Source organism: Microbulbifer variabilis (assembly GCF_020524905.1).
GTDB classification, from domain to species: Bacteria; Pseudomonadota; Gammaproteobacteria; order Pseudomonadales; family Cellvibrionaceae; genus Microbulbifer; species Microbulbifer variabilis_A.
In genome coordinates, this window is the sequence record NZ_JAIVKI010000013.1 from 87,507 (window position 1) to 114,297 (window position 26,791).

At 46.9% G+C, this 26,791-nt stretch carries 23 protein-coding genes; 8 read left to right on the forward strand and 15 right to left on the reverse strand.

Features of this window, described 5'->3' with window-relative positions:
- Positions 1-6 precede the first annotated feature (6 nt).
- The 4 genes from LC073_RS14810 to LC073_RS14825 form a co-directional block, all read right to left on the reverse strand.
- Positions 7-3,201, reverse strand: a complete 3,195-nt coding sequence (locus tag LC073_RS14810) for a tetratricopeptide repeat protein (RefSeq protein ID WP_226648025.1) — start codon at positions 3,199-3,201, stop codon at positions 7-9.
- Complete coding sequence (locus tag LC073_RS14815; RefSeq protein ID WP_226648026.1) at positions 3,198-5,327, reverse strand: tetratricopeptide repeat protein; 2,130 nt, start codon at positions 5,325-5,327, stop codon at positions 3,198-3,200. The genes LC073_RS14810 and LC073_RS14815 overlap by 4 nt, the downstream gene beginning before the upstream one ends.
- A gap of 2 nt (positions 5,328-5,329) precedes the next feature.
- The gene (locus LC073_RS14820; protein WP_152453024.1) at positions 5,330-5,839 is read right to left on the reverse strand and encodes a hypothetical protein; all 510 of its coding nucleotides are present in this window, start codon (positions 5,837-5,839) and stop codon (positions 5,330-5,332) included.
- Positions 5,840-6,313: 474 nt separating this feature from the next.
- Entirely contained in the window at positions 6,314-7,327 is a 1,014-nt protein-coding gene (locus tag LC073_RS14825; RefSeq protein ID WP_226648027.1) for an NADP-dependent oxidoreductase, read from the reverse strand.
- A gap of 147 nt (positions 7,328-7,474) precedes the next feature.
- Between LC073_RS14825 and LC073_RS14830 the strand changes: the two genes are divergently transcribed.
- The 3 genes from LC073_RS14830 (at position 7,475) to LC073_RS14840 (ending at position 10,682) form a co-directional block, all read left to right on the forward strand.
- Positions 7,475-8,383, forward strand: a complete 909-nt coding sequence (locus LC073_RS14830) for a LysR family transcriptional regulator (RefSeq protein ID WP_226648029.1) — start codon at positions 7,475-7,477, stop codon at positions 8,381-8,383.
- An 803-nt stretch (positions 8,384-9,186) separates the two neighbouring features.
- Positions 9,187-9,432 (forward strand): hypothetical protein, encoded by a 246-nt coding sequence (locus tag LC073_RS14835; RefSeq protein WP_226648031.1) that lies wholly within the window; start codon positions 9,187-9,189, stop codon positions 9,430-9,432.
- 980 nt (positions 9,433-10,412) lie between these two features.
- Positions 10,413-10,682, forward strand: a complete 270-nt coding sequence (locus tag LC073_RS14840) for a hypothetical protein (RefSeq protein ID WP_226648033.1) — start codon at positions 10,413-10,415, stop codon at positions 10,680-10,682.
- A 275-nt stretch (positions 10,683-10,957) separates the two neighbouring features.
- On the opposite strand, the gene LC073_RS14845 is transcribed toward LC073_RS14840, so the two are convergent.
- The 4 genes from LC073_RS14845 to LC073_RS21700 form a co-directional block, all read right to left on the reverse strand.
- On the reverse strand, positions 10,958-11,557 hold the full coding sequence (locus LC073_RS14845; protein ID WP_226648035.1) for a hypothetical protein: 600 nt from the start codon (positions 11,555-11,557) through the stop codon (positions 10,958-10,960).
- 517 nt (positions 11,558-12,074) lie between these two features.
- Positions 12,075-12,239 (reverse strand): hypothetical protein, encoded by a 165-nt coding sequence (locus LC073_RS21990; RefSeq protein ID WP_226648036.1) that lies wholly within the window; start codon positions 12,237-12,239, stop codon positions 12,075-12,077.
- 17 nt (positions 12,240-12,256) lie between these two features.
- A complete protein-coding gene (locus tag LC073_RS21995) occupies positions 12,257-12,601 on the reverse strand; it encodes an IS66 family transposase (protein WP_413231451.1) in 345 nt (114 codons plus the stop codon).
- Positions 12,523-12,993, reverse strand: coding sequence for an IS66 family transposase (locus LC073_RS21700; RefSeq protein ID WP_264190604.1), 471 nt, complete (start codon positions 12,991-12,993; stop codon positions 12,523-12,525). Before LC073_RS21700 ends, LC073_RS21995 begins: the two co-directional genes overlap by 79 nt.
- A gap of 676 nt (positions 12,994-13,669) precedes the next feature.
- On the opposite strand from LC073_RS21700, the gene LC073_RS14860 reads away from it, so the two are divergent.
- Complete coding sequence (locus tag LC073_RS14860) at positions 13,670-14,185, forward strand: GNAT family N-acetyltransferase (RefSeq protein ID WP_226648038.1); 516 nt, start codon at positions 13,670-13,672, stop codon at positions 14,183-14,185.
- Positions 14,186-14,340: 155 nt separating this feature from the next.
- Here the strand turns inward: LC073_RS14860 and LC073_RS14865 are convergent, their stop codons facing one another.
- The 3 genes from LC073_RS14865 to LC073_RS14875 all read right to left on the reverse strand — a co-directional run bounded on the left by LC073_RS14865 (position 14,341) and on the right by LC073_RS14875 (position 18,754).
- On the reverse strand, positions 14,341-15,729 hold the full coding sequence (locus LC073_RS14865) for an MFS transporter (protein ID WP_226648040.1): 1,389 nt from the start codon (positions 15,727-15,729) through the stop codon (positions 14,341-14,343).
- Positions 15,730-15,897: 168 nt separating this feature from the next.
- The gene (locus LC073_RS14870) at positions 15,898-17,283 is read right to left on the reverse strand and encodes an MFS transporter (RefSeq protein ID WP_226648041.1); all 1,386 of its coding nucleotides are present in this window, start codon (positions 17,281-17,283) and stop codon (positions 15,898-15,900) included.
- 88 nt (positions 17,284-17,371) lie between these two features.
- Positions 17,372-18,754 (reverse strand): MFS transporter, encoded by a 1,383-nt coding sequence (locus LC073_RS14875; protein WP_226648043.1) that lies wholly within the window; start codon positions 18,752-18,754, stop codon positions 17,372-17,374.
- A 257-nt stretch (positions 18,755-19,011) separates the two neighbouring features.
- Between LC073_RS14875 and LC073_RS14880 the strand changes: the two genes are divergently transcribed.
- Both LC073_RS14880 and LC073_RS14885 read left to right on the forward strand, forming a co-directional pair.
- Positions 19,012-19,533: a DUF4174 domain-containing protein gene (locus LC073_RS14880; RefSeq protein ID WP_226648045.1), complete on the forward strand. Its 522-nt coding sequence runs from the start codon at positions 19,012-19,014 to the stop codon at positions 19,531-19,533.
- A gap of 359 nt (positions 19,534-19,892) precedes the next feature.
- Positions 19,893-20,504, forward strand: coding sequence for a hypothetical protein (locus LC073_RS14885; protein ID WP_226648047.1), 612 nt, complete (start codon positions 19,893-19,895; stop codon positions 20,502-20,504).
- Between the two features lie 513 nt (positions 20,505-21,017).
- Here the strand turns inward: LC073_RS14885 and LC073_RS14890 are convergent.
- Complete coding sequence (locus LC073_RS14890; RefSeq protein WP_226648048.1) at positions 21,018-22,433, reverse strand: hypothetical protein; 1,416 nt, start codon at positions 22,431-22,433, stop codon at positions 21,018-21,020.
- Positions 22,434-22,733: 300 nt separating this feature from the next.
- Here LC073_RS14890 and LC073_RS14895 point away from each other — a divergent pair, with 300 nt between their 5' ends.
- On the forward strand, positions 22,734-23,375 hold the full coding sequence (locus LC073_RS14895; protein ID WP_226648050.1) for an NAD-dependent epimerase/dehydratase family protein: 642 nt from the start codon (positions 22,734-22,736) through the stop codon (positions 23,373-23,375).
- A 172-nt stretch (positions 23,376-23,547) separates the two neighbouring features.
- Positions 23,548-24,204 carry an exopolysaccharide biosynthesis protein gene (locus tag LC073_RS14900; protein WP_226648052.1) on the forward strand — a complete coding sequence of 219 codons (657 nt, stop codon included), beginning with the start codon at positions 23,548-23,550 and terminating at the stop codon, positions 24,202-24,204.
- 39 nt (positions 24,205-24,243) lie between these two features.
- On the opposite strand, the gene LC073_RS14905 is transcribed toward LC073_RS14900, so the two are convergent.
- The 3 genes from LC073_RS14905 to LC073_RS14915 form a co-directional block, all read right to left on the reverse strand.
- Complete coding sequence (locus tag LC073_RS14905; protein ID WP_226648054.1) at positions 24,244-24,843, reverse strand: CPBP family intramembrane glutamic endopeptidase; 600 nt, start codon at positions 24,841-24,843, stop codon at positions 24,244-24,246.
- Positions 24,844-24,936: 93 nt separating this feature from the next.
- Positions 24,937-25,458: a GDYXXLXY domain-containing protein gene (locus tag LC073_RS14910; RefSeq protein ID WP_226648056.1), complete on the reverse strand. Its 522-nt coding sequence runs from the start codon at positions 25,456-25,458 to the stop codon at positions 24,937-24,939.
- Positions 25,455-26,771: a DUF2157 domain-containing protein gene (locus tag LC073_RS14915; RefSeq protein ID WP_226648057.1), complete on the reverse strand. Its 1,317-nt coding sequence runs from the start codon at positions 26,769-26,771 to the stop codon at positions 25,455-25,457. Before LC073_RS14915 ends, LC073_RS14910 begins: the two co-directional genes overlap by 4 nt.
- Positions 26,772-26,791 lie beyond the last annotated feature (20 nt).

Sequence of the window (26,791 nt, forward strand, 5' to 3'; positions counted from 1 at the left end):
TCACTATTACTGGCCGGAAACCGCTTCACCCGATTCCAACACCTCTGGTTCTGGCGGTAGGGGCACAATGTTCTGCAGATACTCACCAGCTTCCTCGGCGCGTGCATAACGGGCCGGCATCAGACCGGCAAGCTTTCCGATACTCTTGTCGACCCAAGGGTTGTAGATACCCACCCCGAGCAGCTCAACATTTTTCTCATGTACAGAAATCGCTTTTTCCTCGAAGGGATAAATTTGATCCTCCAGAGCCAGCTCATACTCCTCCAGCTCAAGCGCACTTAAATTGCCTGGGCGCTCAGACTCTTTCAGGGACACACTGAAGTGCAGATAAATTTCCGCGAGGTAGTAGGTAGCCGCAGCAGTCACATCCGCCACCTTGTAGTCGATCAGGGCTGAGAAATCGCTGATCGCCTTTTTCATGCGCTTGCGCTTCAGATTCAGGTTCTGCTCGATGGGCTTCACCAGCGCCACCTGGGTAAAGGCTTCATAACTGGGCTGCGCCAGTTGAAGTGCGGCGTTACCGGCCAAGTAGCGGGTGCGATCACTGCGCTGGGAGCCGCCGCGCAACTCAATGCGCACCATCTCGCGCAGTTCCTGCGTGTAGCGTTTTTGCTGGCCGGAGGATTTATAGATATCGGCGATCTTCTGCCGCGTTTCCAGAGCCGGTTCCATAGGATTGGGGAACAGCTTGACGTAACGGCGCAATACCGCCAGGGCTCTGTCACTATCTTTGGCGGCACTGTAGAGATCCGCCGCCTGAGTCAGGGCTTCGCGACGAATTTCTTCATCCTCAGATTCTCGCTCAATACGCTCAAATTCTGCGGCCGCCAACAAGAGCTCTCCGCTCTCCTGATAGACCACCGCCAGTTTCTTGGTGACATCTTTGGCCAGTTCGTGTTCGGGGAAATTCCTGCGGAAGCTGTTCAGCACCGAGGCAGCCTGGGTCCAATCCTTGAGCACAATCAGGGAGGCGGCGGCATCGTACTCAGCCGTAGCCAATAAAGTCGCCCCCGGAGCCGCAGCGCGAATTCGCAGGAAGTGGCCGGCAGCGGTGGCATGGTCCTCTTGCTTGCGCGCCATATCGCCCTGCTGGTAAATGGACGCGGCCAGGTTATCGACTAACCCCGCACGATCTTTGGCATCAGCCGCAGTGAGATTTAGCGTTTCCCCATAGGCTACTTCCGCATCGGCATAGGCCTGGGTATCAAAGGAACCGTGGGCCACCAACATCCAGGCGGAGCGACGAATTTCCTGCTCTGCCGCAGGGAATTTCTCCAGCAGCTGGCGGCCATTTTCGATCACTGGCGTATAGTCTTTAAGACCATACAATTCTTCTACCGCACCCAGCATCACCTGCGGCGCCTTGGCATGCTGCGCAAAAGTATCGGCAAACGTTAAGGAGGAACGAATAATTTCCCGCAACAGCGGCGCGCGCTGGTCTGCGCTCGCCTCTTTCAAGTTGTTGGCTAGGTGTTCACGGTAAGCATAAACCGCAGCGTAGCCCGCTTCACTGGAGTCCTTGTGGGCGGGATATTCGTAGGCGGTGCGCTCATATTCCAGTGCGGCATTGTGAAAATCACGATTTTCCAGCATCAAACCGGCGAGCTGGTAGTTCATTTCCGGCGCGCGCTCGGTTTCACGGAAGGACTGTAGATAGCGGCGATACCAGTGAATGGCCTCGCGGTAGTGCTCGCCTTTCTTATCCTTCAACTTCTTATTCTGGTAGGCAGCGTGATAGTGGCCAGCCAAGTCGATCAGGTTGGCCTGTAGAAATTCAACCACCTCGCCGAATTCATTGATATCGAATACGGTCCAGTATTCGGCATTGAGAGCGTAGGTATTGACGAAGGTTTTCTTCGCCTCAAGCACCAGCTTGGGAAATCCACCCTTGCTGTAAATATCGATGACGCGAATAGAAAAATCCGCGGAAACTTTGTGCAGTGGATTCCGCTCCACAAAAGCGATGTAGGATTTCGCCGAATCCTGGTAGCGGCGTTTGTCCAGGTAGTATTCACCCAGGTGGCTATACACCAGGTATTCATACTGACGCGCGCCCTTGCGGGAGAAATAATCGACAATGGAATCCGGCCCCTCCATATAAGAGAAACTCAGACTCACCACGCGGAAAGTATCATCCACATGTTTGCGTTCAACCGTATTGGTCTGCTGGTCGAAATCGTAACCTTGAGAAACTTTGTAGTCGAGCATGGCCACGTAATCATCCAGTGCCATCTCGTACATATCCTGTTTAAACAGGGACCATCCGCGCTTATATAAGGCCAATTCGTAAAAACTGGAAATCTCGCCGATCGTAATTACCCGACCATAGGCCTCTTCTGCATCCAGGTATTTTTTACGGGTAAAGTGGTATTCACCCAGGCGAAACCAGGCCTCATCGATATGGCGTGAGTCTGGATACTTGGCCACCAGCTGGCGCAACACATCCACTGCGGCATCAATTTGCCCAGCTTCTTCGTAGGCACGGGAGAGCTGGTACATTACCTGGTCATTGCGGTCGTAGAGGGGATATTTTTTCAGCAGCTTAAGATACAGCGCGATCGCCTCACGAGCATTGGCTGACATCAGCGCTTCCGGGTCCTCTTCGAGCACCTGTAGCGGGGTAGTATCCGCTGCAATATCGACACTGCTGCTAGCACGGGCTTCGAAATCCGCATCGGATTCCACCCTGCCATTCTGCTCTGCGGCAACTTCTTGTTCCTGTTGTTGCTGTACCTGTTGTTCTTGTACTTTGGCCACAGGCGCAGCAAATCCTGTGGGAGCCTCCAGGGTATTTTCTTCAGGTACTTCTGGTGCATCGATGGCGATCACAGCACCGCTCCCAGCAGCCGCAACACCGTCGATAGCGGCATCTTCGGCCCGGTGCGCCTGCTTGATTTTCAGGTCGGCAATACGACGCATCGCCTCGGGAGTGAGTTTAGACTCTGGGGTTTCCTGCAAGTAGCGCTGGTAACTGGCCAGGGCCTTCTCCAGGCTTCCGTCGATATATTCTTCTTTGATCTGAATATCGACATTCTGCAGACTGCCAATGGTCTTGCCGCTGTTAACCGCACAGGCGTTGAGCAACAAAACTGCCGCAGCTAATGCACAGTGTTGCAGCGCAACCGGAGGCTTACACCTTGTCGCAATTGGCTCAATAACAGCTTTAATGGAGAGTTTTACGCGCTTGGTTATGGGTTTCACGCTTTATCCCCCTCAATCTCTGGAGCTTCCGATTCGGCAGGACTGTTCTCTGGAGGAGTTACCGTCTGGGTCTCGCTGTGTGGCTCAACTTCGTCCGGCTCCTGCAGATTGTTTTCAGTTTCTGATGCTTCCATTTCGGGAGGGTTGTGCTCTGGAAGAGTTTCCGGCTGAGCTTCGCGGTGCTGCTCAATCTTGCGCTCATCCTCGCGCTGTTCCTGCAGCTCGTTGGCACGGTCATAACTATCGGCCAGAGCGAAGCGCGCTTTAATCTGGTAGCTTTCCAACTGGCTGCGACGGCGCTCTAATTCTTCAACGGCGAGCGCTTCCAACATGCTGCCCTGGCGGGCCATCAGCATCTCCAGACGCTGCTGTGCAGCGTGAATTTGCGCACGCAGACGCTGGATATTCTTGTTGTAACCGGTGTAGCTATGGGTGGCCGCCTGACGACTGCGCACATAGGAACGATAAATTGTTTGCAGTTTTTCGATCTCAATATTGAGTTCCTGCAAATGCCTGTAAGCCTCTGTGAGACGCTGGTGATACTCGGTAGAGAGACGCAAATCCAAAATACCCTGCAAGCGCGCCAGGCGGCTGCGGGTTTCCTCGGTAAAACCTTTGGGATTGCGCGAGATCTCCTTGTGCAGCTGCAACAGCTGCAGGCGAGCTTCCTGCTCATCGGCGGTAGCGAGATATTCGGGGCGACGGGAAACCAGCATCTGTTCGATACGATTGGAAAACTGATCGCGCTGTTCCATACGCAACTTGATACGCGCATCCAGCGCACGGAATTTTTCGTCTAACTGTGGCAGCAGGGGCTCGTAGTAAGCTCGACGGGCACTGATAATATCTTCATAAGCGGTCAGGCTTTTAAGCCACTCTTTATTGCGCTCGAAGAGATCATTGAGATCGCGATAATTGCGCAGGAATTCCTGATAATCATTGGAGGCCATCAGATCAAGGAGATAATGGGTCTCCGGCGCCTCCGGCAGATTGCGCAAAGCCACCACCCAGTTTTGCACCTGGGTAGCCTCTTTACGGCGTAGCGCTTCGAGAAACTTTCCCTGGCGAATACTATTGATAGAAGCCGTCAGCGTATCGATTTCACGGCCAAAAGCATCCAAGGCGCGGCCGTAATTAATGGCTGCCGTACTGTGTACATCCAGCTTGCCGTAGGCATAAGGCACCGCCAACATCACTTCCTGAACCGCCTCATTAGTGCCCTTACGGTTCTGCAAGATTCTCCAGGGCACCAGGGCGCGATCATATCGGCCCGCACGAGCCTCCACCCAGCCAGCACCGAGCAGTGCTCGATTGGAGAAAGGCCCCTCGAGATTGACTCGATCAAAATAGGGGCGCGCCAACTCCAGCTCGCCGGCCTCCATTAAGTGTGAGCCCAGCAAGAGGTTGGTCTTGTCATACAGCGCTTGGTCGACGGGGTTGCTACTGCGGCGCTTGCCCAGAGTCGTCAGCTCAAGCACACCGCGGGCTTCCTCACCGGACTTCAACTGGGCGATACCCAGGTTGAACTCCACAAAGCCGTCCAGGGATTCCTCACCTTTTAAATCTTTAAGCAGCTCAACTGCTTCTTCGAGACGCCCCAATTCCATAAATACCCGCGCACGCAGGAACTGCTCATCGGCGCGTACCCGCAGGGGTACCCTGCCCTCAATCATTTCCAGTGCGTGCAGAGCATTGAGGGGCTGCTGTTTGTGATAGTGAATCTTAGCCAGGCGATAGGCAGCCTCATTACGCACTTCCTGAGAAACGTTGCCTTTCAGCACCGCCTCAATCGCACGGCCCGCTTCCCGGTGCATACGATAGGAAAGCTCCAGGTCGCCCACAGAAAATTCCGCCTGCCCCAAATGCGTACTGAATGGGTCCAGCTCTGGCTCATCCAGGCGGTGGTACTGGGCCAACTCATTATCCAGGGCCACAATAGCATCGAAGTAATTTTCCTGATGGGCGTAATACATGGCCGCACCAAAAAACAAATCGCGCAGCTCCTCTTTCTCATCATCGGCCTGAGCGGCACTGGAGAGCAGAGAGAAGCTACAGAGGGTGAAGCTGAGGGCACGCAGGCTGACCCCAGCGACGCCAGAAAATGCGGACAGCAGTGGGATGCGCATGATTACCAGTCCTTGAAGTTAATCTCGGACTCGGTTCCGGAAATCCTGATTTCAACAAACTTGGGCCCCACTGCCTTATCGATCTGGTAGGAGGCATTGGCCTGATAATCTTTACCGGAAGGGGTCTTACCGATAAAACGCACCTGCAACGGGTGCGCACCCGCCTGCACATTGCCGGTATAAATTTTTTGCACCCCACCCTTCTGCAGAGATTCAATTTCGCGATAGGTGTAGAGGTGGTGTGCAACGATCTCCCCATTGAGCGTAATCTCTACAGATTCCAGCTCAAATGGCTTTTCATCGGCAACAGAAACAAACAGGGCCACCTGGGTATTTGAGGGAAACAACAGTTTCTCTTCCAACTGTGCCAAAGTCGCGGTGAGGTCGATTACGTCTTTTTTGACATCCTGGATCTGTTCATCCAAACCACGGATATCATCTCGGCTGACATCCTGCGCATTCACTGCGACTGCCAATAAAAGAAGGAGAGTTACCTGCAAAATTCTGAACATGTGGCCTACCTCTGACCCAATCCTTATCAATGAAAACCAGCGATGTGCAAGCCCCTTATGGGCCACATTGAAGTGCCTGAAAACAGGGACCTTTCAGCCAGCGGCATTGTAGTGAATACAGAAATGGGCAGATGTGAGGGAAGTCAAATCTAGGGAAACCGGCCGTTGTTAATTTTCAACGCAGAGAAGTTGCAATCTGAGGTAATTATGTGAGGCAAGTCTCATAACCTCTCAATTAAAGCCGGAAATTGATGGCAATTATTTTACAGATACATTGGGAGAAACTATCTCTCTTCAGTAACAGGGCTCTATAAAATTTTAAAAAAACAGGAATGCAATCGATAGGCATTGATCAACTGCGCCCGAGGATAAGAAGATAACTAGTGAGAAGTTATAAGTCGGTGGCAGCCATACCCAAACATCAGGGTATGACTGACATCTTAGCGAAAAAGCAACGTTAAAGAATCCAGCGCATCAACCGCTATTCGCCAGTGAAATAACCACTTTGCCTTTTGCTCGCTTGGTGTTGAGGTAAGAGAAGGCTGCCAGGCTCTGCTCGAACGGATATATCCTGTCGACGACCGGATGAATTATCTTGTCCTGATACAGGGCCCCCAACTCATTGAGCTGGGCACCATTCGCCTGCATGATGACCATACGATAAAATGCGCTCTTCTCTTTCGCCAGCTTCAATATCGGGAGCGATTTCAGGCCGATCAACTTGCGCAACAACCAGTTAATACCCAACTCCCTCGCCGTCTGCGGGTCCACTACCCCTGCGATAGATACTACCCTGCCACCTTTCTTCAAGACTTTGAAAGCGTCTAATGTGTATTGTTTACCGAGGGTGTCATAAACCACATCGATATCAGACAGCAGTTCCAGGTAGTTTTCTTTTTTGTAATCGATAACCTGATCCGCTCCAAGCTTACGCACCCATTCCACATTGGCACTACTGGTTGTCGTAATCACATAAGCGCCGTAAGCCTTAGCGAGCTGAATAGCCATAGAGCCAATGCCACCGGAGCCCGCATGAATCAATACTTTCTCCCCCTTTTTCAAACCCGCAACTTGAATCAGGGCCTGGTACGAAGTCAGCCCCACCAGGGGGATGCTTGCAGCCTCTTCATGAGTGAGATTGTTGGGCTTTTTCGCCAAGTGAGAAGCATCCACTACCAGATACTGGGCAAGAGTTCCTACATGATCCTCCCCCACCCTAGCGAAGACCTCTTCACCGGACTGATATTGGGAGACCCCATTACCCACAGAGACCACCTCACCACTTAGATCACGGCCGATACCCACTGGTAGATTGAGCTTCTTCACAGCTTTCATTTCACCGCGCATCACCATCAGATCTATGGGGTTGATACTCGCTGCATTTATTTTAATCAGCACCTCGCCAGCACCCGGCTCAGGTACATTGACCTCTTGAAATGCTAGGCTGCTGTCGATATCACCATACTGAGTAATTTTGAGTGCTTTCATTAGTCCCTCTAGTCATCTGTTCAGGAATGATGGTGATAGTGCCCCCTAGCCCGCTTATGAAACAGTGAGCATCCGGTGGAAGTCTTTTGTCTTTCTGGCAATAATGAAAGGGAGACAGCCGTATGACGTGTCGAAAATAGAGGTTTTATGGACAAAATCAGGGCATTGCGCTACTTCAAACGTGTGGCAGAACTATGCAGTTTTACTGCCGTAGCCGAGGAGTTTGATGTGCCGGCCTCCTCTATCTCCCGACGGGTACGGGATCTGGAGCAGTCCTTGGGAGTAGAGTTATTGCAACGCAGCACCCGCAAGGTGGAGGTTACCGAGCTGGGCAAACTTTACTATTCCATGACCAGTGAAGCCATTCGCCAACTGGAGCAAGCCGACGAACTGGTGAGCCAAACCTTCGAGGCACCGAGTGGGTTGATCCGTATCAGCTGCCTGCCCTCTTATGGGGAACAACACCTGACACCCCTGCTGGAAGAATTCGCCCAGCGTTACCCCAAAATTGTTTTTGATCTGCACTACAGCGACGACCTTGCCCAGCTGGGCAAAGACCCAGTGGATATCGCCATACGCGGAGGCTATGCCCCCGACGAGCATGTCATCGCCAAGCGCCTATCCAAGAACGAATTCTCACTCACCGCCACGCCAGAGTACCTAAACGCCCTGGGGCAAGAGTTTCCGCTGAACATACAAGCTATCGAGTCTGCCCAAGCCCTGCAGTACCGCGGCCCCAGAGGCCCTATAGACTGGCACTATTTCGATGGTGATCACTGGAAGCCACTAAAACTATCCACCCACATGATAAGCAATAACGGTAAGGCCCTGCTGGCTGCAGCACTGAATCACCGCGGCATGTTCTGTGTACCTTCATGGAGTATTTGTGAGTACCTGGAATCTGGGGAATTGGTACAGGTACCTACCCAAGGGCAGGTTTCCGTTAGCCCCGGGGGCGATATTGGCATTTTTCTACTTTATGAGCGCAGCAAATACCAAATACCTAAAATTAAATTATGTGTGGATTATATTTGTGAGCATTTACAGCACAATTAAGAGCAAGCTGAAGAAACATCACGCTATAGAGATGAATATTACTGTCAATTATCTAGTACCAAACCCTATTAAAATATAAGGCACTCTATTCATTGGCAGGCACTCTGAATTATATCAACATCCCATTTCCTTAACCAATTATTTGATCGAACTATGTATGTAATTCTCATCTCAACAGAGTAATTGGTAACGTCGATCAAACTGAATATTCTAGAGCCTTAAAATTTTATATCGCAAGGAAAGATCTATGGGGCCAGATTGGAACCACACTAACAAGGAAAAAATTCTCTAGCCCTCCATTTTCACTGCCTTAGACGTTCATTTGCACTTAAAATAGCATTTCAAAATGTCAATTGCTTTATATACAAGTAGATCAATACAAAGGCTATGAACTGCAAACAATTAGATGATGTTTGTGATCTTTAAGTTCAGGCAAACCCCTTAAAGAGATTGCGAAAATCAGTAAAAAATATGGTAAAGAAACGTATCAAGAAAAAGTGCTGGAAAATCCAAAAAATCATGAAGTAAATAATGAACCTTAAGAAATATCTTAGTCATCATAAAAAATGGATTGAATCCCCAGAGAGCCTTTCCACCTTATTAACCTTTCAGTAGTAGATGTAAACCCAATGACAATCCAGAATGCTTTAGAGGTAAATTATATGGTAACTCGACATTCGAAAAAAGGAAATAAATTCTGCACCTAAATCAGACACAATTTAGGAGAAAAATTATTTAAATATAGTAATAAATAGACCTCCTGAGTTAAAATGGGCCTAGACCATTATCCATATAGAAATGTTATGCAAACCATTATAACTCTAACCATCGCACTTCTATCCAACTCAAGCACAGCTACTCAGAGTACACCTGAAATCCTTAAGATGTATGAGCACTTTACCCTGTCTAGCGCCGCAGCGGGTAAGTGTTACAAGCCTACAGAGCAGGAGCCAGCTCTATTTCTAGCCAATTATGAGCTGGTCACTCGAATGTCCTCCCAATATATTAAAAATAAAAAGCCGAGCCTCACGGACAAGCAGGCCTCATAGATACTCATTGATGCAGGCAAGCGAGCAACCGACATGGTATATAGGGAAATAGAAGAGGCAAGCTGCACGAGCCCCAAGATTCAAGATCTTATTAAGCAATTTAAGGTGCAATCCGCTTGGAAGCCCGGCAAACAACCTTCAGGCAAGTAATCATGAAAGGATAATTGGTACTAACGATCAATATCAGACGATATCTCCTAGCTAAGAGATCGTTAACATACGACAATAGCCTGAATGTCCACTCCCCAAAGGATAGCTTTAACAATATAATTGTTACCTAGACCTTAAAGGGAAATAAATCTTACTATTCAACAATAGGAAACACAGGCAAGTCGATATTAATAAATCTATTAACTTTCAACAAGCTTAGGCCTGTGTATGTTTACCCTATCTACTTCGTCAATTTTATAGAAAAGGATTTCCCGTGGGACGCAAATTAATCTGGTCAGGTATTTTGATTACTTTATTAAGTGGTTGCATCTCCCTCATGGAGGAAACTGTCACAAAAAGAGCACCCTTTGACTTAAACTGTGACGCTAAATCATTGACCATTCACCAACTAGACCGACGCACATACGGTGCTTCCGGCTGTAATAAGCTTGCCTCATACATTTTAGAAGGGCCTTGTGCAGGACCGGGAAGCCCCTGTGTGGCCGTAATGAATTCGTAACTACTCACTCCCCTAACTGTAAATTTTGCCACCCAAGGCCATTTGTATACCCACCAGTGGATTAATACCTTTATTCGCCATCGCCTCCAAATAACTGGATATTCTGCAGTAAGCCCTCGCGTATTTCTCCACTCTAAAACAACCTGATACCTTTTGTTTGACTATTGGGCCGCGTAAATAATAATACAACTTGTTCATGGTTCTTCTGCCGTTCCCACAGACCCCCATCCCGTATTGCAGCGGAGCGGCCATCCCGACAGGAAAGACTCTTTAGTTACAGAATATCAAGACAACCCTGGGAGTGGAGACATTGAAGGACAAGATGGCAGCGATGTGCAAAAAAAGAACTGCGGGTTTATTTCCTGCGTACAATTTGATCCGATTATTGATGGTCGATACGGCTTCGCAGGCTGGCGCTCTGCCACGCCAATTGAGCTTCAAGCACACGTTACAAATTTGGGCCGCCTGGAGTCAACGGCAGAGTCTGTCAAGCCGGGAGGAAGAGACAGAAATTTTGTTTGTCCTCATTGCCCAAAACGCGCGTGAAAACGCCCTAATAGAATTGAACCACGGGCAGTGAGGCGGAGTCCGAAACCTTTTATACAGTTGAAAACGTCCCGGGAAACAGCGCGTAATCGAATTATAAAACGCAGCCAAGGGAAAACATAGAGCTTAATTAAGTAACATTAACCAAGTTACCGAACACGCTAGTCGGACACTTCGTTGGCCCACTCGTAAAAGCTAGAACATCCCAAAAACTGGTCACCGCCTGCTTGTCTTCTTACCCTTTTTATTCTATTACGCAGCTGTTTCCTATGGTTTCAACGCCTTTTTAAACTTCCAAAAACACTAGACTCACTTCCTCCACCCACCTCCAGGAGCACGATATACTCCAGGTTTTGGAGCTGGCTTCGCGGGAGCTGCTATCGAGCTTGATGATGAAGAGGGGGAGGATGCAGCTGCAGCAGTGTGTGCCACTATGCAAGTTGCTACAAGTTCAAGCGGCGTCCCTGGTGCAGCCACTGCTCCCGGGGCTGCGGGAACACCAGATGCTCCAGGCAACTTAGCTACCATTAAATCTCTCCTTAACTTCGCTGTCTTTTTCCTGGTTTCTGGGGCTACCCCCAATTCTGAAATATCACGTTGACCGGGTTGGCCTGGAAATAAATCATAACTACCATTCTTAAAAATATGATATGTTACCGATATCCTACTATCCCACCCATCTTCTTTCGGCTCCAAAGTCACAGTGATATGTTCTTCGCTTTCTTCAGGGCTGCTGTGCCACCAAACACGAACAAATACGTTGATTTCTGTACTATCAGGCGCCCGCTTTAGAAGAGAATCGTCAGTTGAATCCGCTATTTTCTGAAATTCTTGTTTCACCTCTTCATCGCTTCCGAAATTTGATCTCACACGATTATTGAATGTAAGCGTCATCTTTAATATCTCCATATATATTCATTGAGAGCCCCTCAAATTAAATCTATAGTCCTGCAATATGTATATCATGGGAGATAAAAGGACATCACGGTTTCTTACAATTTGCAGGAAAATATTCTATAATAGCAAGGGCAGACAGTGTGTTTATCGACGAACTCTGTAGTGATTTGCCCTATTGATCCCCACTCGACATATCCTCCAATAGTTCCTGAGTTAATGGGCCTATGAACCTCTTTATCATGATGTTGGTTAGTCGAGAGGATTTTTTGTCACAAGATAGATTTCTACCCAGTTTCATCTTCAGCTCGTCAATTATCTGAGTGATTTTCTTACTTTCGATTAAAAACCTCTCCTTTAACTACTCACAGGGTTCAGCGTAAATCTGTCCCGACAATGCCATTTGTATTGTAACAATCGGATTGGATCCTTTGCTGGCTATAGTCTGCAAGTAACTGGAAACTCGACAATATGTCGGTGCGCAATGTGGTTTCCTAAAGCAGCCTGAAACCTTTTGTTTAACCTTGCTCTTTCACAAATCGTGTTCAGCGCGATTATTAGCAAAAGAGACTGTTGACTCTCTGGAAAACAACAAAATTGCAGCTTCATATTCTTTTAATCTTCCCCATAAATTTTGTGCATCCGATTTTGTGATTCTTCCCCTCTGGCCGTTTTGACGAAGGGGAACCTCTGGCATCTCTTTCTCTCCAATGGTTAAAATATCTCTATAACATTTCTGTAAGCTGGCATACTCTGCAAGACTAAGTTTTTCCTCTTGTTCCGTTTTGAAACCTTCGCATTGGTCTCCTGCAACAGAGCCTTCAAATATTCCGCCCACAAATAGCCGTTGGACTCAACCACAAAAGTCAATTCACGCAATAAATGCGAATCACACAACCTATGACCACAGTGATCATAGGACAGATAGGAAGCCCAGCAATCATGGATGATGGTTCCATCGTATCGAGGAATGATACCCATCACCTCAATGGCCTCCTTGCCACACTTCTGATGAAAAATTTCAACGTCATTTCTCCAGCAGAGTAGACATGTATCCATCGATTTTCCATTTCCAACCACAGAGATATTTCATCAACGTGCATAGCCGGCTGCAATAACAGCTGCGATGCACGACTTTCCCACACTTCCAAGGCCCGATGTAACTGAAGAACGTACTTCAGCATGGTCGTCTCAGAAATGACCATGCCGATAAGTGCTTTGATGGGTTGCTGAACACGGCTCAAGGAAATCATTTGTACCACGAGCAAGCTGAGAAGATATGCTTTTATACCGGCACCGTATTGCAAGGCGCCTTGCATATCGGCTAGAAATATCCCTTTGTTCTTGCCATGGCAAACAGGGCACTCTTTTATTTCCGCATCAATATGCAAAACCACTTTTTGAAAGACAATGTCCACTTTTGTGCGCCGCTCAGGTGTATCACTGGGCAAATCGCGAAGATTTTCGCCACAGGTATCGTAACTATTTACTCTGGCGCACTTTATATCTTCACTTGTTTGAGCAATGGAGAAGCGTTCTTCACTTCCCCTTTTACCCTTCCCCTTGGGGCCTTTAGCGATAATCGAAGATTAGTCTTTGGGTGTTTGAGATGAAGGCAGGCTGGAATTAACGTTGGTTTTGCTGGTATTCTTTTCCAGAAAAATGGCAATCAGCATTTCAAACAGCAACAGCAGGCCTTGAATAGCGTCATACTTTCTGAGTTGATTTTATTATTAGTGGAAAGAGTGCCGAATTCAGATGTTAACCGCTCGAATTCTTCTCTTCGTGATGTCGTGTTGACGTAGGCCATAGGCCATAGGCCATAGGCCATAGGCCATAGGCCATAGGCCATAGGCCATAGGCCATTTTATATACTATAGAGCAACATTGGGAAGTTTTTATACGTTTATGAAGATCGACTCATTATTCAACGGGGGTGAGTAGTTACGTGAATTCTACCATTGATGAGCAAAAACTTTAATTACCACTCAAGCTTTAGATATCTGCGAAGTTGGATTTATTTCAAACTTACTTCGCAGACTCACTCCCACTTAAAAATTTTGGCCAACTTTTAAAATAACCTGAAACATCATCAAAATTAATGCACCAATGGAGTGTTGAACACAAATGAAAGTAAGTACCCAGCGCTTAACTATGTCACCAATCACCGAGGATGATTGGTCACTATTTGCGAGCTTGCATACTAATCCTCAAGTGATCCAGTTATGTTTCGATACGCCGGATGAAACAGCATTAAAGTCTAAGTTTGAATCAAGGCTTGCCCGCTGGGATGCGAACTCTACTACTTGGTCGTGCATGACTATTATAGAAAAACTCTCCGGTCAGAAAATGGTTGTTACTGGCCTTCATTTAGAAGATGGCATAGCCGAAGTTGGCTATTTATTGTTACCAGAGTTCCATGGAAAAAGTTATGGTACCGAATCGCTTGCCGGCTTAATGGAATGGGCCTATTTAGAGTATGGTATTACGCACTATAAGGCAGTAGTAACAGAAGGTAACATTGCTTCAGAGCGGGTGCTCGGGAAGTGTGGCTTTCATCTTGATATGGTCATCCCAGAAGCCCATATGATTGGCGGAAAGACTTATGCCGATCATATTTATTTTCGAAAAATAGAGGCTTAGACAGAGTTTACTTTGGCGAGACTTTGATGTTTTAGTACTCAAGGGCTAATAGAAAGATAAAAAATACAATGATTACTATATAACCTCTTTCGTTAACCCAAAAATGATCGCCTTTTTGAAGAGCTATTTACTTGTTGGTGTACTCATTAGGTGTGCTAACCAGATACCTCCTTCTTCTTGCTAGCTCCAACAAAAAACAGGCATCCAACCAATCCTGCAAGAGCAAGATAGGCATTAACCGTAAATGCCCGGTCAATGCCTGAAGAAATATCAGGGGCAAAAGCCACGATAGTCGCATTCATACCAAGCCCAATAGCGCCGCCAGCAATTTTAAACATATATAAAACAGCCCCAGCAAGGCTTGCCCGACCTGGTGATACGGCAGTGATTGCAGCGGTGGTAATCGCAGGGTTGAATAGGCCAATGCCAGTACCTAGCATCGTCATACCCGGCAACAGGGCCAAAAATCCTGTATGGTCATCTAGATGAGACAGCATAAACATTCCCACACACATGCACAGTATCCCTGCCCCCGCCAGCCACCTTGGCCCAATGACTTCATAGAAACGTCCAGATAAATAGGCAAATACTCCAGAAATAACCATTAAGGGAATCAGTGACATACCGGACTGCATCGCACTGTATCCCTGTGTTTTTGTCAAAAACTGTGGGACATATAGTAGAGCTGAGAAATATAAGACAGCGACTAATAGGGTGACAACACTTGCCGCAAGAAATTTCCTATTACCGATAACATCACCCGGAACCAGCGCATTGCGCCCTGTTCGATATTCAGTAATAGCAAACACACAAATAAACACACAAAATACTGTCAAGAGCGCGATAATTAATGGATGCTTGAAACCAATCTGCCCAGACATATCCAGAGCAAACAACAAACCAAATAAAGAAATTGAGAGAGTCGCGACCCCTGGATAGTCAATTTTCTCATCTGTTTGTTCAGGAGGCTCGAACGGAACCACCTTCCAGCATACAAACATGGCGAGTGAAGCAATGGGGATGTTGATTAAAAAAATCCAACGCCAACTTAAAAGGTCAGCCAGTGTCCCCCCCAATACCGGGCCTATGGCATTAGCGAAGGCACAAACTGCCATAATTAACCCGCCAGCCTGGCCTGAGCGATCCTCGGGCATCAAGTTATAAGTCATCCCCAGGACGGATGGCCACATCATTGCCGCTCCGATCCCCATCAAAGCCCTGGAAACCAAGAGCAGATAAACATTAACAGCCAAGCCACCAAGAAGTGAAAAGAACATAAAAACCAAGGTGCCACAAAAGAATATGTTTCTTCTACCATAGAGGTCAGCAAGGCGACCACCGGTGATAATTAACACACCAAATACCAATGCATAGCCATTAATGATCCACTGCGAGGTGGTTATGTCCACGTTAAATTCATTTTCTATAGCAGGCAGTGCGGGGGCAAAAGCGGTAAAGTCATTAGCAACAAGGAACACTGCCATAGATAGGGCCGTGAGCCCTAAATATTGCTCCCTGCCTAGAGAAGAATTTGACGCCGACATAAATTGACTCCTTCTATACCACTTTAGAATTTCAATCTTGATCAGCGTTTTTTAATCATTCCTCAAGCAACCTCTTATATCCAAGCTTACTTACCAGTTTATTTCCAAAATATATACTTCGCATCAAGTTATAAGTTACTCTAAAATGAGCAACACGCTCCTTTGCCACTAGCGCCCTGAAAGCACTTTAGGCAATGGCCCTGGAACAAAGAAAACAGCGATGATAAATGCACTGAGGGCAAAGTAGGCATTCACCGTATAGGCTCGACTAATACCTTCAACCACATCTGGGGCGAACGCCACGATAGTCGCATTGATCCCCAACCCCAATGCCCCTCCAGCAATCTTGAACATATATAGAATCGCACTAGCTAAGCTTGAACGACTTGAATCAACAACCGAAACAGCTACAGTGGTCACCGCTGGGTTAAACAGGCCTATACCAATACCTAGAATAATTAACCCGGGAATAAGCTCCAGATAATCAGCCTCATGATTAAGGTATGATAGGGAAAAAATCCCTGCTCCCTTACAGACAAGCCCTACACAGATCAAGATCTTAGCCCCTAACTGTTTATGGAGCGCCCCAGAAAGGTAGGAGGTCAAGGCAAAAGTAGCCATAAGAGGAACCATTGCGAATCCAGACTGGACAGCAGTAAACCCTCGATATTCAATGAAGAATTGTGGCATAAACAATAGGACCGCAAAAAACATCATTGCGGACAACAGCGTTACAATACTAACAACACAAAAGGTTTTATTTGTGATGATATCTGCCGGAACCAAAGCCATCTCTTGATTACGCCTCTCTAAAACGATAAAGAGACATATAAATATTAGGAATGCCATTAATAAATAGACTACCAGTGGATGCCTAAAACCAATCTCAGAGGCCAGATTCAAGGAAATTAAAAGACTAAATAGCGAGGCACTTAATGTGATGACTCCCAGGTAATCGACTTTCTCACGTGTACCAGTTGGAGCATCATCAGGCACTGGCTTCCAACATAATAGAATTGCTGTAAGAGCAAGGGGGATATTTATATAAAATATCCAGCGCCAGCTCAAATATTCTGCTAGAACACCACCAGCAATAGGCCCGACTATATTCGCCAGACCCAAGATTGCCATTAAACCTCCACCAACCTGGCCTGCATGCTCTTTAGACACCAAGCTATAGGTCATTCCTATAATTGATGGCCACATTAATGCCGCCCCTATGCCCATTAAACAGCGGACCACCAATAGCATCGCCATATCGATAGAAAGCCCACCTAGTAGTGAGCAAAGGGCAAAAATGCCAGTTCCCGCCATAAATGCGCGTTTTCTTCCAAAAATATCAGCCAAGCGCCCGCCAGTAACCACCAAGATACCGAATACAAGCGCATAACCATTGATTACCCATTGTGAGGTAGTAATATCAAAACCAAATTCATTCTCTATGGCAGGTAGCGCGGGGGCAAATGCACTCATATCAATAGCGATCAGAAAGAGGGCCAGGGCAGCTGAAGACAACCCATAGACCTGTGCCCTTGAAATCTTCGGTTGCTCCACTAACCTACTTCCTTCAGCAGTTTTGGATGAGAACCAAAAAATAGGATATTTACTTCAGCCTTCTCCACATACTCCCTCATTTCAGCCATTACCCCTCTTCCCGCTCTGGGATTCTGGGTGCACTCATAAACAGAATCGCAATGACAAAGCCCACAAATGCAAAACAGGCATTCACTTCAAATGCCCGACTAATACCTGATGTTATATTCTGTGAAAAACCCAATATCGCTGCATTAACACCTAAACCAACAGCTCCCCCGGTAATTTTAAGCATATAGATAATGGCGCTCGCCAGGCTGGCACGGTTGGGATTTACGATGGCAATAACCATCGTTGTAGTTGAGGGGTTAAATAGCCCTAGGCCCGCCCCTAAAATGATTAACCCAAAGATATACTCGTAACCTTGACTCAATCTGGATAAAAAGAGCATTCCCAGACTCATACCAAGAATCCCAATACAGACCAATAGCTTCCCCCCTGTTCTCAGATATAATTTTCCTGCTATAAATGACGTCAGCCCGAAAGCAACCATCATTGGAACCAGGACTAACCCTGACTGTATAGTAGAAAAGCCTCGCACATTGGTTAAGAATTGTGGCAGGTACAAAATAACTGAGAAGAAAGTTACAGAGGTAAATAGTGTAACTGCACCTGCAGCCAAAAAACGCTTGTTTTCAACAATATCTGGTGGAATCAGCGCAATATCACGGGCTTTTATTTCTATAATAAAAAAAGCAACGCTGAATAATAAGAACAAAGATAACAGTCCCACCACTAAAGGGTTCAGAAAACCTTTCTCAGAAGCAAAGTTTAAGGCCAGGAGAAAACTTAATAGCGAACCTGTAAGGGCAGCAACACCAAGATAATCAATTTTTTCATCCGGATCAAAGGGAGCATCTAGAGGGATATATTTCCAACACATATATACTGCAACGGAAGCAATAGGCAAATTGAAGAAAAATAACCAGCGCCAACTCAGTAGATCTGCCAATAAGCCACCGACAACCGGGCCGAGGGTATTGGCGAGGCCACAAACCGCCATAATCAATCCCCCAGTTTCCCCGGCACGCTCTTCCGGCATCAGGTTATAAGCCATGCCCAGAATCGCAGGCCACATGAGGGCAGCTCCCACACCCATCGCCGCCCGACTTCCCAGTAGCATTGGCACATTGATTGAAAGCCCCCCAACAAGGGAAAAGAGCAAGAAAATACTGGCTCCTGCTATAAAAGTACGACGTCGACCGATAATGTCTGCTATACGGCCACCGGTAACAACCAGTACCCCAAAGACCAGTCCATAGCCATTAATAACCCACTGTGAAGTGGTAATATCCATATTCATCTCCCTTTCGATCGCCGGGACCGCCGGGGAGAAGGCGCTAATATCGATAGCGATAATAAACAGAGCAACGAATATGGCCAATAGGCCTAATCGGTTTGACTGCTGGGAGGACTCCTGCACGTACGCCATAAATGGTACCAGCTTCAGAGACTCCAATTAAAAATCAAGTCAGAAAGTTATCAGGCCCCTGCAATTCTTGGGTTTGGGACTTCTCTCAGTAACCCAGTGCTTATATCCAGGCCTCTTAAATAAGATCCACTAAAAACCAGGGTACCATCCCCTATTTCATTAACATGAGTAATCATGAGGGGCACCGTATAAGTCTAGTTGATATAACTCAGCTAAACTTAAGTGTATTTAGCAATCCAAATAGCAGAGTTGTACTAATGCGTATACTGTTTTTTTTGCTATTAATTCTTTATTCTTTACAGCTTTCCGCAGAGGAAGCAGCTATAAACAACCTTAAAAATTTCCAATGGAAATATCGTGTTTTGCTCCTGGCCAACCCTAAAGATGTGCCGGAGACTATGCAGTCTCTGCTCAAACTGGAACCACAATTCGCCGAAAGGCAACTTCTATGGTTTTTGTTTTCCAATGAGAAGATCGAGACTAATTACCCTGGTGAAGTTTCCAGAGATTTCGGTAAAAATGTCCGCGACCAATACTTTAGAGGTAATACTGAACAGGTTGTTTTAATTGGCAAGGATGGTGGAGTGAAATATCGCACTATAACCTTCTCACCCGTGGAAATATTTCATCGTATAGATCGTATGCCAATGCGGCAACAGGAGATGCAAGGTACCTATTTGCCTCGTCAAGATCGACTTTATAACTGTATTGAAACAGCCGGGACACTGAATTTTTTTTCTAGAATTGCCGAGAAGTTTTGCATTGAGCAACCTAAATAAAATCATTTCGAGGCATCCTTGATGCCTAAACATGCCGATCCCCTTCACGCCTAACCATTATCCAGTCTTTACGCACACTGGTTATGTACAAGATTTATTACTCTAGGATTCATCCATCCCAACTACACTTTAAGCCCTAGCTGACATACATACCCGGCTAACCCTTATATCCGATAGATCAATAGATTAAATGACGCCTGTTAAGTCCGATTCCTGATTCTTTCCCCACCACCTTGAACAACATTGGTCGCACTTTGACAAACTGACCCTACCCACCAAAAACGGACGCCTTAATGATCCTAACCTTAGAGATATCAGCTTAAATTTTATCCAACCTTTTAATCATAAAGGCTACGTTCATGAAGAAAGATTCATCCCTGGTCACAGTCATTTTGATTACTCTTGCTTTTATAGGGTTTGAAACAGCCGCTGAGGAGGGCAATCACAACGCCATCAAAAATGGCAAAGGCACCATTTGTAGCAATGAATATGTCTTATGCACATCCGCCCCTTGCGTTCCGGATCCCGAGAAACCGGATTCAAATGCAATTTGTAATTGTGATGTTAACGAGGGATTGAACTTCGGATTATCAGAATGCAAAGCCCGGGTGCCTGTAACTGACTCAAACGGTGTAAAAAAGGCCTTATCGACATTTTCTTTCGCGCAGGCACCTACTAAGCCTGTACTTTCCTGCCCACAGGGTAAACCGTGGACAGATTGCCTGGATCAACCCTGCATTGTCGATCCAATGAATCCGCTCAAAGCCATATGCACTTGCAAGATTGTACGTGATAAGCCCTTTGTAACTTTTGGGGGAGACTGTGTTTCTCTGACTTGTGAAACGGGCTACTGGTCAGGCGCAACGGTAGGGTCTTATGTTGGGGCAAGCAGAGATCTTATGAAGGCATTCCATTTAGATGAAATACCGGCCAAATATTGTGCAGGGATGAAACCTGAGGTTTTACAGTAATGCCTGTATTATTTCAAATTTCGGCTACTTCAGTCCTACTTTAAAAATGACACCCGATCACACTACAGTTTTTTAATTTTAAGCTTGCTTTGCTGCTTATAGTTATCTGCAAGGATGGACGGGGCGGATGTATACAGTTGTAAACCTCGACTCGCCTACACGAGGCAATAGACCAAGGACGATTCCAAAATTCGGCAATCTTAAAGTATACAGTGCCAAGATTTACTAAACATAGATGGCAAATCAAGAAAATGAACTTATACATTTGATTTAATAGTCTACCATCTGGAGATGAATCCTGGTGAATACTTTAAATTGTGATAAAAGTATGAGTCCATAGCCGGAACTCGCCCATCGCAAGAAACAACTAATGTGAAAGCCAATTCCTCACACAAGGAGGATACAAATTAAATCTTGACAGATGAAAAAATATTTGAAATGCGAGAAAATTTTTTATGCTGCCTAAGTGCAAGGTTTGATTGCCAGACAAATAGTATTTACTAAAATGAAATATTAAAAATTATACTCACATAAACGCTTATAAATGTCCTGTATAACCCTGCCATTAGGACGAAGCTCCAAAGCCTTCTTTATAAAAAAGCAAGCTTGAACATACTCCCCATTGGCTTCTAGCGCCAAAGCAGTCTCCCGGCAAATATCTGCCCCACCTGCAGTGCTAGCACTTAAAATACGAATCTGGCGCTCAGTGTATTTGAATTTTGAGATGATAGGATCTTGATAAGGAACCCCAAAAATATCAGCAAGCCGGAAGATCGTCAGGTTAATTTCTTCTAAATTCGATAAGCGAATAGAAATTAAATTTTTTATTTTTTTCTTTGCCTCTGGGTTCTTATCAATTGCTCTGGCCGCATCAATTAAAGCAGATATATGAACATGCTCTGATGACCCAGTGGACCCATCGCCTCCATCAACCAAACTCTCATCAAAGAAATTTTCCGGGCAGTATGCCAAGACATTATCTTTCATATATTTATTTGTCACCGAAAATTTCTCCTGCAGCTCTTTAAATTTCTCCAATGGTATTAGCTCAATCAATCTAGGTGTCGGCAAACCTAACTCATCAGAATATTTCTGTAGACACCAATCTATTTCATTCTGCAAAGACAAATCCGCATCAGGCAATATGAAATTCAACTGTCTTTTTAACTCCAGTGCGCCCAAACTATAAGAAGAATTTACAGCCTTCTCACTAAAGGCAAATTTGCAACTTGTCCTCTTTGAAATACCGAGATAACAAAGAAAATCTTGCTCGATGTTACATGATTTGTCCCTTACATCTTGATAGGGATACACAGTAACATTTTTAGAGCCAAACCTATCAATCCAAAGCCGAATAAAACCACCAGAATATCTATCTTGATTGCCCTCCAATATTAAATCAACGTAATTAGTCAAAAATCCTTTATTTAAATTTCGCTTAACGGATTGATTGTAATGGGAAAATAAGGCGCTGATGGGAGATCGATAATATGCAAAAATCTTCACTCTTTGACCCGCAAGAATACTCGCCAAATCATTCGCCCTACCATAAATAGACTCACTTGATAACAACAAGCACATATTATATTTCTTGGCGGTGTCGATCCATTTCTGTAAAATTTTTTTTACTCCCTCCAAGTCACCTTCAACAAGCTTAGCCTCCAATATGGAGTGTCCGCCCGAAACATTATTAACATCAAGTGAATGAAAAGGATAAAAATATCCATACTTTGCAAGCTTATCTCTATTCATTTTGCAAAATTTTTGTATTGCTGAAGATCCAGCCTTTGGGGCGCCAATATGTATGATAACATCTTGCGATTTTGGACTAAGAATGGATGAGCCCACCTCATCAGGCTTACTCAACCCAACCTTAAGAAAATTACGAAAATAATTACTTACCGAGTACCATGTATATAAACTTTTCATAATAACATTTTCTTTATTATTGACGGTCGATTATCATTTATTTATTGCACCAGCTGTTCGACCCAAGGTCAACCAGATATTCATTAACTCTCCATAACTTTATTAAATCGTCCCATACATTAAATTCATTTTTCCCGCTATATTTACCCCTTCAGCACTTAAATATAACGAAGTTCTCATTTATTTTAAAAATCTGACTAAAAAATAAAGTTCTTAAGGTACCCGACAAACTTGACAGGACCACCCCTTAATAGTGGATTATTCACCTAATAGCACAATGATTAACCGGGAAACTTAGCAATGAAAGCCATTATTATCGGAGCAACAGGACTTATCGGGAATCACCTGGTTGAACAATTAGCAAAAGAAGCTTTCATTGATGAGGTAATTACCCTTACCCGCCGAAGCGCCCCCTCTCCCCACCCCAAGGTACGCAATGAAGTAGTGGATTTTGATCACCTTGAGGAATATGCAGAATTATTTCGGGGCGACTTGCTCTTTTCTTGTCTTGGTACTACCAAGAAACAAGCTGGCAGCCTGGAGCAACAATATAAGGTAGATGTGGAATACCAGCTCCACGCAGCACAACTTGCAGCTGATAATGGGGTATCTCATTACCTGCTGGTGTCCTCCAGTGGCGCTAATGCCGAGAGTGGCAATGCCTATTTGCGAATGAAAGGAGAATTAGAGCAGAAGGTTTTGCTACTGCCCTTTGCCCAAATCAGTATCTTCCGCCCTTCTCTACTCGTGGGAGAGCGTAGCGATTCCCGCCCAGCCGAGAAAATTGGCGCCATACTGCTACCCTGGATCTGCCTGCTGCCTGGATTACGTCGCTACCGTCCAATAAAAGGCGCTCAAGTGGCGGCAAAGATGGTAAGCGAGAGTAAAAGGAAGGGAAAGGGCCTGGAAAGCTTCACTTTGGATGAGTTGTTTTCCAACTAGATCCCCTGCTGGGCTGGCGCTTGGGGCCTTGGCGGCACAGACTATCACTAGAGGTTTCCTTTCTGGTGAACGCAATGCTGTTGTTTGTGTCCTATTTATCCAAGCTTCTCTTGTCCTTCTTGCCCCAAGTCGCCTTGCCGACACTCCCAGCCATAGCTCATAGTCGGCGAGGATGCCAGTCTGTAAAGCCCTGGCCATTGGATCCTATGCAACCGAACACCGCCAGGCACTGAGCCTCACTATTATGACCCAGGAGTTTACCGGTCTGTGCCAACTGCTCGATCAAATCGAAACCAGCTGCCAACACGCTGAACGGGTCTCCTTGGAGCTTGTGATAGATACCATAGGGCTCAGGTCTTATGCGCCCTTCCTGTTGGTGGTAGGCTTGATTTTATTCTCCCCCTTGAGTGGCGTGCCTGGTATCTCTACCGCCATGGCAGCACTGTTACTGCTAGTGGCCATTCAACTCATACTGGGGCGCAGACATGTATGGCTGCCTCAATGGTTATTGAACCGTTCTATTTCAAAAAAGAAGCTCACAAGAGCATTGCATTGGTTGCGACGGCCGGCAGAGTTTGCTGACCGCTGGATGCAGCCGCGCCTGGACTTTCTGGTGAGGCGCGGCGGCACCTATGCTATCGCCACCACCTGCTCGCTGATCGCTTTAACGATGCCACTAATGGAGCTGGTGCCCTTTTCCGCTACTACGGCGGGTTTTGCCCTCACCATTTTTGGGCTGGCCCTGGTGGCCCACGACGGCCTTCTGGCATTGATTGCCTTTACTATAACGGCTCTACTCTCCCTACTACTTGCCCATACCTTGCTATAGGGCTGAAGGACTGAAGTGCCGAGCCCCTGAACACGCGAATTATTTGCTCAACCAACGATCTGCGCCCAGAACCTTGGGGTAATAGACGAGTGTGACCAAGGCGAAAAAATCGTAAACGGCGTGCCAGACTATCACCCCCAACAGGCTGCCACTGATTTGATAGGCAAAGCCGAGGATCAAGCCAAAAACAAAAATCAACAGTACATAAATCAGCGAAGCCCAATGTAGAAGTGCAAAAACGAGGGAGGCACCGAGTAACCCCAAAAGCGGTGAACTCAGCTGTGATAACCAAGTTTGCAGAAAACCACGAAATAACAGCTCTTCACACACGCCCGCAGCGATAGACAATATGACTAGTTGGACTAGAGGCATTTTGCTGAAAATTGGCGCCAATTGGCCACAGTACCAACGCAGGGTACGGCCCACCCGGTTGTGGAAACGACTCAACGCCACTACCGCAGCAAAGCTGAGTAACGCCCCCAGAATTCCCCAGGCCACTGAACTCAAAATGGCTCTGTCGACTGCGGGAAGTACTACCTCGGAAAACCCAAAACCGATTGCTGCCAGCAGCAGGCAGCCCGCCTGTACCCACATCATGGTAGAGAAAATATCGATCCGATATTCTTTTCCCTGCGACATAGAGCGTGACTCCATCCATTGGCATTGTTTTCTTTACTCGATTAGGAACCGGCATACTCCTACGCCAAACACCGCACAAGTAAATATACCGAATCAATCGTCCCCAACAACATTCTTAAGGGTCACTTGCCCGCTAGGCGCCACCATAAGCTCGGCAATCCCACCATCGCGCAATTCCCGCTCCAGTTGTAGAGCCTTTACCTTGGGCACAAAGTAAGCCTCTATGCTGTATTTGACTCGATAAAAATGCTTTGCACGCCAGGCATTACCACCCACAATCCGCCCTTTTAGGAATACTCCTTCGGTAGGCTTCTCCAGGCTCGCCGCGGAAAACTCATAGAGTCCTGAAGGATCTTTTTTCAGGGAGACATATACCACCTCTCCCTCTCGCACTTGCCGGTCTCCCGCCAGGGCCGACTTGGCAACACGAGAAAAATCGTAATTCAACCGCGCATAGTTACCGCGAAATAGAGAGCGGGGATCTACCGGAATCGCTTTGACTCGAATCGACTCTCCCGTCCAAAGCGGCATCTGCGCTTTTACATACATCCCCACAAGAATTAAAAACTGCGCAGCAATCGCCACCCCTAAGGCATAGGTCAGTCCCTTTTTCATGGCATTTCCTCCCTACCCTGGTGGTGCTTCCAGTACTTGGCGGCGCCCAGCAACAAGCCCGCAAATAGAATAAAGATTAACGCCGCCCCCAGGTAATCGCCGATCAGGTCGATATAGCGCAATAGTGCGGTGATCAATATTGACATCACCCCAAGGAAGAAATAATGGGAAATACCATCGTGAATACCCCGATAGATCAACCAAATACCGCAGCTGATAAGGGCGAAATTGGTCGCCACCTGCAGGTACACTGCCAAATCCTGGTTGTCACTAGTGCTAACGGTAATCAGGGCACCGACAAAAAACATCAAGAGGAGGCCGCTCGATAACAGGCGCCTGGTCGGCAGTGCCAAAACCAGAGTAACCGCAGCCATCGCGGCTACCACCAGCCACATACTCAGCCGGTGCTCCCACTGCGCCTCAATCAGCGCTTCCCAAGGAAATGCAAAGCTGAATACCAGCAGGCTGACCAGAGCAAAACGCAGGCACCATACGGAAATCACTGCTGCGTAGTCCTTGGCCACCGATGCGCCCCTCAAGGCCAGCCAGTGGCTGAAAACATACAGCAGAATAAACAGGGCAACCGCTACCGCCAGATTCTCGGGATAGAACTTCAACCCAACCCACGGCTGCTGGCTCCGCCAAAATTCCGACAGAGTGTATTCAATCCAGAAACCGATACTCACCAGGAGCAACAGCATAAGAACCGTACTCGCACGCCCGCGCAGAAGTACATAGAGAGAGGCCGCAATAAAGAGCGGGAAGAGCGCCGGGTAATAGCCCATGCTGACCTGTAAAAAGAACCACAGCAGCGCTAAAACTTGTGCCTGGATGGCCAGCCAGGGGCTGCGGGTAATCAGGGCAAACGGCAGGCAACCCAATGCCCACCAGAAGACGCCATCGGGCATATATTCGCCCAGATGGTATATCTGTGCGATCAGGATAATTGAGGCACCAAAGAAGAAGTTCCCCAGCAGGAAGAGCCCCTCGCCCCGGCGGGGATCGCCTGTGAAATAGATCCGCAGGGCAACACATTGGGTGGCTAAAGTGAGCGCTATTAGCCCTCCCATACGCAAAGCGCGTGGAATCTCCTCCCAGTTGGCGCCAATCAGGGTAATCAGTGCCAGCGCGATAAACAGGTAAGCGAGCCCCACCAACACGTTGTAACCCATTGAGCGCTGTCGGGCCCGATGGTAGTCCACCTCATAACGGGCGCAGATTAACTCCGCCTGCGCCTCGCTGATCACCCCATCATCCACCCAGTCCCCGGCTTCCCGCGCCAAGTCGTGCTTCAACAATCTTATCAATCGCATACCACTTTCCTGCGGCCTAG

Excerpts from the sequence above, each read along its gene's own strand:
- LC073_RS14815 (WP_226648026.1), bottom strand. The coding sequence starts at position 5,327 with ATGCGCATCCCACTGCTGTCCGCATTTTCTGGCGTCGCTGGGGTCAGC.
- LC073_RS14820 (WP_152453024.1), bottom strand. The coding sequence starts at position 5,839 with ATGTTCAGAATTTTGCAGGTAACTCTCCTTCTTTTATTGGCAGTCGCA.
- LC073_RS14825 (WP_226648027.1), bottom strand. The coding sequence starts at position 7,327 with ATGAAAGCACTCAAAATTACTCAGTATGGTGATATCGACAGCAGCCTA.
- LC073_RS14830 (WP_226648029.1), top strand. The coding sequence starts at position 7,475 with ATGGACAAAATCAGGGCATTGCGCTACTTCAAACGTGTGGCAGAACTA.
- LC073_RS14835 (WP_226648031.1), top strand. The coding sequence starts at position 9,187 with ATGCAAACCATTATAACTCTAACCATCGCACTTCTATCCAACTCAAGC.
- LC073_RS14845 (WP_226648035.1), bottom strand. The coding sequence starts at position 11,557 with ATGGAGATATTAAAGATGACGCTTACATTCAATAATCGTGTGAGATCA.
- LC073_RS21990 (WP_226648036.1), bottom strand. The coding sequence starts at position 12,239 with ATGCCAGAGGTTCCCCTTCGTCAAAACGGCCAGAGGGGAAGAATCACA.
- LC073_RS21995 (WP_413231451.1), bottom strand. The coding sequence starts at position 12,601 with ATGGATACATGTCTACTCTGCTGGAGAAATGACGTTGAAATTTTTCAT.
- LC073_RS14860 (WP_226648038.1), top strand. The coding sequence starts at position 13,670 with ATGAAAGTAAGTACCCAGCGCTTAACTATGTCACCAATCACCGAGGAT.
- LC073_RS14865 (WP_226648040.1), bottom strand. The coding sequence starts at position 15,729 with ATGTCGGCGTCAAATTCTTCTCTAGGCAGGGAGCAATATTTAGGGCTC.
- LC073_RS14875 (WP_226648043.1), bottom strand. The coding sequence starts at position 18,754 with ATGGCGTACGTGCAGGAGTCCTCCCAGCAGTCAAACCGATTAGGCCTA.
- LC073_RS14880 (WP_226648045.1), top strand. The coding sequence starts at position 19,012 with ATGCGTATACTGTTTTTTTTGCTATTAATTCTTTATTCTTTACAGCTT.
- LC073_RS14885 (WP_226648047.1), top strand. The coding sequence starts at position 19,893 with ATGAAGAAAGATTCATCCCTGGTCACAGTCATTTTGATTACTCTTGCT.
- LC073_RS14890 (WP_226648048.1), bottom strand. The coding sequence starts at position 22,433 with ATGAAAAGTTTATATACATGGTACTCGGTAAGTAATTATTTTCGTAAT.
- LC073_RS14895 (WP_226648050.1), top strand. The coding sequence starts at position 22,734 with ATGAAAGCCATTATTATCGGAGCAACAGGACTTATCGGGAATCACCTG.
- LC073_RS14900 (WP_226648052.1), top strand. The coding sequence starts at position 23,548 with ATGCCAGTCTGTAAAGCCCTGGCCATTGGATCCTATGCAACCGAACAC.
- LC073_RS14905 (WP_226648054.1), bottom strand. The coding sequence starts at position 24,843 with ATGTCGCAGGGAAAAGAATATCGGATCGATATTTTCTCTACCATGATG.
- LC073_RS14910 (WP_226648056.1), bottom strand. The coding sequence starts at position 25,458 with ATGAAAAAGGGACTGACCTATGCCTTAGGGGTGGCGATTGCTGCGCAG.
- LC073_RS14915 (WP_226648057.1), bottom strand. The coding sequence starts at position 26,771 with ATGCGATTGATAAGATTGTTGAAGCACGACTTGGCGCGGGAAGCCGGG.